Annotated in this window: 6 protein-coding genes; all 6 read right to left on the bottom strand. The window is 66.6% G+C overall.

Features of this window, described 5'->3' with window-relative positions:
- Positions 1-979: 979 nt before the first annotated feature.
- The 6 genes from J5M67_RS15630 to J5M67_RS15605 all read right to left on the bottom strand — a co-directional run bounded on the left by J5M67_RS15630 (position 980) and on the right by J5M67_RS15605 (position 6,306).
- Positions 980-1,990, bottom strand: coding sequence for a YeiH family protein (locus tag J5M67_RS15630; protein ID WP_207886251.1), 1,011 nt, complete (start codon positions 1,988-1,990; stop codon positions 980-982).
- Entirely contained in the window at positions 1,987-2,322 is a 336-nt protein-coding gene (locus J5M67_RS15625) for a Rieske (2Fe-2S) protein (RefSeq protein WP_207886250.1), read from the bottom strand. The genes J5M67_RS15630 and J5M67_RS15625 overlap by 4 nt, the downstream gene beginning before the upstream one ends.
- On the bottom strand, positions 2,319-2,981 hold the full coding sequence (locus J5M67_RS15620; protein ID WP_207886249.1) for a DsbA family protein: 663 nt from the start codon (positions 2,979-2,981) through the stop codon (positions 2,319-2,321). Before J5M67_RS15620 ends, J5M67_RS15625 begins: the two co-directional genes overlap by 4 nt.
- Positions 2,978-4,267: an MFS transporter gene (locus J5M67_RS15615; RefSeq protein WP_207886248.1), complete on the bottom strand. Its 1,290-nt coding sequence runs from the start codon at positions 4,265-4,267 to the stop codon at positions 2,978-2,980. The genes J5M67_RS15620 and J5M67_RS15615 overlap by 4 nt, the downstream gene beginning before the upstream one ends.
- 92 nt (positions 4,268-4,359) lie before the next feature.
- A complete protein-coding gene (locus J5M67_RS15610) occupies positions 4,360-5,412 on the bottom strand; it encodes a 3-keto-5-aminohexanoate cleavage protein (RefSeq protein ID WP_207886247.1) in 1,053 nt (350 codons plus the stop codon).
- A 45-nt stretch (positions 5,413-5,457) separates the two neighbouring features.
- A complete protein-coding gene (locus J5M67_RS15605) occupies positions 5,458-6,306 on the bottom strand; it encodes a TauD/TfdA family dioxygenase (protein WP_207886246.1) in 849 nt (282 codons plus the stop codon).
- Positions 6,307-6,308: the final 2 nt, after the last annotated feature.

The following is a 6,308-nucleotide window of genomic DNA, read 5'->3' as shown; positions in this document are numbered from 1 at the left end:
CTCTTGCTCTTCGTAGGGCGGATAACGCCTAAGGCGTTATCCGCCGTTTTGGGGCTGGGTGTTTCTGCGCCGCTTCGGCGTGTTCGGACGTTTCTTGTTTCGCCCCCTCGGGCGAGTCCCTTTTGGGCCCCAAAAGGAACCAAAAGGGCCCGTCCCGACATCCGGCCCCGGCTTCGCCGGGCTGATTCGCTTCGCTCCCCCTTCGGGCCAGCCTTCGGCTGTTACTTCGCTTCGCTCCGTCTCCCTCCTTCCGGTATCGCTCCGAGGGTCGGCGTACAAGGGCCGTCCCTAGCCCTTTACGCCTCTCGCGGCATCCATGCCGCTCGCCCCTCTGCGCAATACCTCCACTCGGCCTCCTGACGGGACCCTGCGCGCGCCTGGGACTTTGGCTGCTTCATGCTGGATTGCTCTTCGTAGGATGGTGTGGAGCGAAGCGATACCCATCACGACGGATAACGCTGCGCGTTATTCGCCCTACGGGTGTTCATCCTGCAACGTGTGTGCAGTGGTGAGTCTTCGCGGACAAGGTCCGCTCCTACGGGAGCCAAAACTGCGCGGAGCAGGACGCTCGGCTTTTGTTCTGATTTCCAGAGAAATCTCCGCGCGCACCGGAGCGCCCCTTCAGGAGGCCGAGTGGAATCGGAGTTTCAGGGGTTGAGCGGCATGGATGCCGCGAGAGCGTCGTTGGGCCATGGATGGCCCGTCGACGCGGGCCCCTGAAACTTCGATGGAGCGAGGGTATTTTTCGCCTAAGCGAAAAACCGGATGCAGGGGCAAAGCCTTTTGGTTCCTTTTGGGCCCCAAAAGGGACTCGCCCGAGGGGGCGAAACAAAATCGCCCAGCACACGCCGAAGCGGCGCAGAAACACCCAGCCCCAAAAGCATCGCGGGCATGGCCCGCTCCTACAAAGGCTCTCCCCGTAGGAGCGGGCCATGCCCGCGATTGGCGCCGATAAGGCGCAACGATCAACGCCAGCCGATCAACCCGCCAGGCGCAACATCCCCAACACCAGCACCGCCAGGAACACCGTCTCCCCCACCATCAGCAGGATCGGCTTGATCCCCACCGTGGCCAGGGCACGCAGCTGGGTCTTCATGCCCAGCGCGGCGATGGCGATCACCAGACACCACTGCGACAGCTTGCTGCCCGCCTGCTGCACCACCGGCGCCAGCACGCCGGTGCTGTTGATGGCCGCCAGCAGCACGAAGCCCACGGCGAACCACGGCAGCAGCGGCGGACGCTTGTCTCCCGGCTCGACGCCCCGGGCGCGGGTGATCATCGCCGCGCAGAGGATCACCGGCAGCAGCATGGCCACCCGCATCAGCTTGACCACCGTGGCGCTGTCGCCGACTTCCGGCGAAATGCTGTAGCCGGCGCCGACCACCTGGGCCACGTCGTGGATGGTGCCGCCGAGGAAGATGCCCGCCTGCAACGGCGGCAGGCCCAGGGCGTGGACGATCATCGGGTAAAGGATCATCGCCAGGGTCGAGAGCGCCGAGACACCGAGCACGGTGAACAGCGTGGCCTTCTCCTTCTGCGTGTGGGCCGGCAGCGCCGCCGCCAGGGCCAGGGCCGCCGAGGCGCCGCAGATGGCCGTGGCGCCACCGGTGAGCAGGCCGAACAGGAAGTTGAAGCCCATGGCGCGGGCGGCAGCGATGGAGACCAGGATGGTCACCGTCACCAGCACCACGACCATCACCACCGGCTGCCAGCCCAGTTCGGCGATCTGCCCGAAGGTGATGCGGATGCCCAGCAAGGCCACGCCCAGGCGCAGGATCTCGCGGGCGGTGAACTCGATGCCGGCCTTGCACACGCTGTCGGTGGCCAGGAAGTTCAGCGCCAGGCCCAACAGCAGCGCGAATAGCATCACCGGCGCGCCGTAGTGTTCGGAGAGGAAGGTCGCAGCCGCCGCGACCATGGCACTGACCAGCAGCCCCGGCAGCAGAGTCCGGCTGCGGCTGCCGAGTGTGGAGATAACGGCGGTGCTCATGCGCAAGCCCCCTCGGCGATGCCCTCGTCGAGCAGCAGGAAGCACTCGTCGGCGCGCCACTCGATGGGGTAGCGGCGTACGCCGAAGCCCTTGAGGCCCGCCGGGCACCCTGTGTCCAGGTTGAATTTCAGCCCGTGCGCCGGGCACTGCAGCCAGCGGCCGTCCAGGCGGCCGCTGAACAGCGAGGCGCCGGCGTGGGGGCAACGGTCATCAATGGCGTACAGGCAACCTTCGACGTCGAACAGCAGGACGATGCCCTTGTCGTGATGGAACAGGCTGCGGCCCCCCGGTGCGGGCAGTCGATCACTCGGAATGTGCAACGCGCCACTCATGCCGACAGCGCCTCCTGCCGATCGAAGGCCCGCAGCAAGGCCACGAGCAAGTGATCCGGGCTCTGCCCGCCGAGAGCAAAGGCGCGCCCGTCGAGCAGGAACAGCGGCACGCTGGAGTCCGCCAGCCCCACGCGGCGGCCGATGAACGCCCGCGCGCCGTCGGCCAGGGCCTCTTCGAATTCCTCAGGGAGGTAATCGCAGGCGCGCAAAAGGCGGCGCAGGGTGTCGCGCTGGCCGATGTCCTCGCCCAGCTGGAAGTGCGCACGGAACAGCAGCTCCAGCAGGCGCTCCAGCTGCGACTGGCTGCCCAGCTGCGCGGCGCGCTGGAACACACGGTGGGCGTAAGTGGTATTCGGCATGCTGCGGATGAGTTCGAAATCGATCTCCACACCTGCCTGGCGCGCAGCGTCGCGCACTTCCATCTGCCGCGCGCGCACCGCCCGCTTGCCACCCAGGCGGCGCTGGTAGAAGGCGGCGAAGGGTTCACCGTCCATCGGCACCTGGGGCAGCAGCTGCAGGCCCAGCCAGTTCACCCGCACGTCCAGTTCCGGACGCTGCCGGGCCAGCATGCGCAGCGCGCTGTCGAGGTTGCGCTTGCCGATCAGGCACCAGGGGCAGATGAAGTCGAAGGTCATGTCCAGGTTCAGCGTCGGCATCATGCGCCCTCCTCCTCGCCGCGCAGGCGGCAGATATCGCTGTGGTAATGGCGCCGGGCGTAGATGAACACCAGCGCGGCAAAGATGCTCAGCAGCGGGACGATCTGGAACGCGCGGTCCAGTCCCACGGCGTCGGCCAGCACGCCGGTGAGCAGCGGGCCAGGCGCCAGGCCCAGCAGGTTGTTGGCCAGGGTCAGGGTGGCGAAAGCGGTGCCATGCACGGCCGGCGCGGTGAGGTTGGCGACCATGGCGCCGGACGGCCCGGAAGTGCCGGCGGCTACCAGCATGCCCAAGGCCAGCAGGCTCAGCTGGGTGGCGCCCGGCGGCAGGTGGAAGGCCACCGAGAGCAGCAGGCAACTGGTCAGGCAGAAGCCGATGGCCAGCACGATCTTGCGCGGCGGATTGGCGCGGCCCAGGCGGTCGCAGAGGATGCCGCAGAGCACCATGCCGCTGCCGCCGACCAGCACGATCACCGCCGAGATCAGCCCGGCCTTGTCGGTGTCCAGGTGGTAGTAGCGGTTCAGGTAGCTGGGAATCCACACCATCACGGCGGCGGCGACGAACAGCTGCAGGCCGCTGCCCAGGTAGGCGGCGATCACCGAACGGCTGCCGAACAGGCTGCGCAGCGAGCGCCCGCCAGCCTGGCGCGGTGCCTCGGCGGCAGCCACCGGGGCGATGCGCTTCTCGCTCACCACCAGCGGATAGAGCAGCGCCAGCAGCAGGCCGAACAGCGCCATGCCGGCAAAGGCCCAGCGCCAACCCATGTGGGCGGCCAGCACGCCGCCCAGGCCCATGCCCAGCACCGAGCCGAACATGCCGCCGGCCATGAAGGCGCCGGTCAGGGTAGCGCGCAGGTGCGCGGGGAACACCGAGATCACCACGGCGATACCGACGCTGCCGTAGGCCGCCTCGCCCACGCCAACGAAGAAGCGCGCGGCGAACATCTGCGGAAAGGTCTGCGCCACGGCGCAGCCCAGGGTCGCGAGGCTCCAGAGCATGGCCATCAGCGACAGGCTGCGCACCCGGCCCCAGCGGTCGGCGAGCAGCGATAAGGGGAAGGTCAGCAGGCCGACCATGACGGCGACGATGCCGCTGAGCAGGCCGAGCTTGGCGTCGCTCAGGGCCCATTCGGTCTTGAGCAACGGAAAGACGGCGTTGAGCACCTGGCGCGACATGTAATCGGAAATCAGCAGGCCGAAGGTCAGGGCGAAAACGATCCAGGCATAACGACGCGGCACGCTGGGCGTGGTGGCGGAAATGTCGCCCAGGGCGACGGAGTGGATGGCCATGACGCTACCTCTCCAGGCGAGTAATCAGGTTCTTGTTGTTCTTCTGGGGTAAAACCGGGCCGCGGTACTGGCAGACCGCGGCCCGGAGCCTGTCACGCGCGAAGCGGGACGGACTTCTGGCCCGGCTGGCGGTTGGGCGCCATGCCGTTCATACGCAGGGTTTCCTCGATGCTGTCGTACTGCACGCCGATCTTGTAGATGGCGCGGGCTTCCTGGCCGCTGGCGACTTCGCGGCCCAGCTCGTGGGCAACGCGGACGCACTGCTGGATCTGCTCCACCGAGCTCATGCGCTGGCCGTGCTGACCGATGATGGTGTCCTCGATGCCGCAGCGCGGGTGCAGGCCCATGGCCATGGCCATCATGTTGAACGGCAGCACGTTCTTGAGCAGCGACTCGGCGGTGACGGTGGCGCCGTCCGGTGCGCGGTGCACGAAGTTCATGAAGTTGAACGGGTTGGGGCCGTCGAAGCCGCCGCCGATGCCGATCCAGGTCAGGTTCAGCGGGCCACGGTAGACGCCCTTGCGCACCAGGCGCTCGAGGGTTTCCAGGGCATGCATGCCGGTTAGCTGGAAGTGCGGCTGGATGTTGGCCGCCTGCAGGCGCTTCAAGTGCTCCTCGACCCAGGCCGGGCCGGCCGGCACGGTCATTTCGCTGTAGGCCGCCTGGTAGAGCGGGTTTTCCAGGGAGGTGCCCTTCAGGTACTCCGGATAGAGCAGCTCCATGATGTTCATCTGGGTGGTATTGATCGCCACCGTCACCTGGTCGGGCTTGGGCGTCAGCTCGGCCAGCATGTGGCGGGTGTCGTCGGACAGCCACTTGGCCGCTTCGCCGTCGCTTTCCGGGGCGAAGGAAATCGAGCCGCCGACCTGGATGATCATGTCCGGTACGGCTTCACGTACACCGGCGATCAGCTCGTTGAACTTGGACAGGCGCTTGGAGCCCTTGCCGTCCAGTTCACGCACGTGCAGGTGCAGTACGGTGGCACCCGCTTCGTAGCAGTCAGCTGCCTTCTGGACCTGTTCGTCCATGGTTACCGGGATGTCTTCCGGGAAATCCTCGGGCATCCATTCCGGGCCATAGGGGGCCACGGTGATGACTACCTTGTCCTGGTTTTCCGGGTGCAGGGAATCGTCGAAAAATTGCATGTCAGTCTCCGTAAATTGTTCTTGTAGAGCTCATGTTTCCGAGGATCAGAACGGCTTGTCGCCGATGATTCCGGCGCGTTCCATCTGGCGCACGCACGGCGGGTAATCCATCACCGCGTAATGCTGGGTACTGCGGTTGTCCCAGATAGCCACGCTGTTCTTCTTCCAGCGCCAGCGCACCTGGTACTCGGGGATGTACACCTGGCTCACCAGGTAGCGCAGCAGGTCCAGCGCGCCGGGGTTGGCGTCCTGGCCGAAGCGCACGTTCTGCGCGGTGTGGTAGTTGGTGAAGTGGGTGGTGAAGGCGTTGACGAACAGCACCTTCTCGCCCGTCTCCGGATGGGTGCGCACCACCGGGTGCTCGGCGTCCGGGTACAGCGCCTTGAGCGCCAGGCGCTTCTCGATCGGCATCGCCGCGCCGAAGCTCGCCTCGATGCTGTGGCGGGCGCGCAGCTCGGCGATCTTGCTCTTGATCTCGGCCGGCAGGTTTTCGTAGGCCAGCACCATGTTCGCCCACATGGTGTCGCCACCCACCGGCGGGCACTCCACGCAGCGCAGCACGCAGCCCATGGGCGGGCTCTCGCGCCAGGTGGCATCGGTGTGCCAGGCGTTCTCGTAGCGGTCGTTGGGCAGATCCGGGGTCTTGTAGATACGTACCAGGCCCGGATGCTCAGGGTCGCTGCCAGCCACCGGGTGGTCCTCCAGCTCGCCGAAACGGCGAGCGAAGGCCACGTGGTCCGCGCGGCTGATGTCCTGGTCGCGCAGGAACAGCACCTTGTGTTTCAGCAGCAGGCTGCGCATTTCGTCGAACAGTGCATCGTCACGGGCGGCATCGCCCAGGTTCACGCCGGAAACTTCAGCGCCGATGCTGCAGGTCAGTTGCTCCACGTGCATGA

Source organism: Pseudomonas sp. 30_B (assembly GCF_017491605.1).
Taxonomy (GTDB): Bacteria; Pseudomonadota; Gammaproteobacteria; order Pseudomonadales; family Pseudomonadaceae; genus Pseudomonas.
This window is presented reverse-complemented; position numbering and strand designations above follow the sequence as displayed.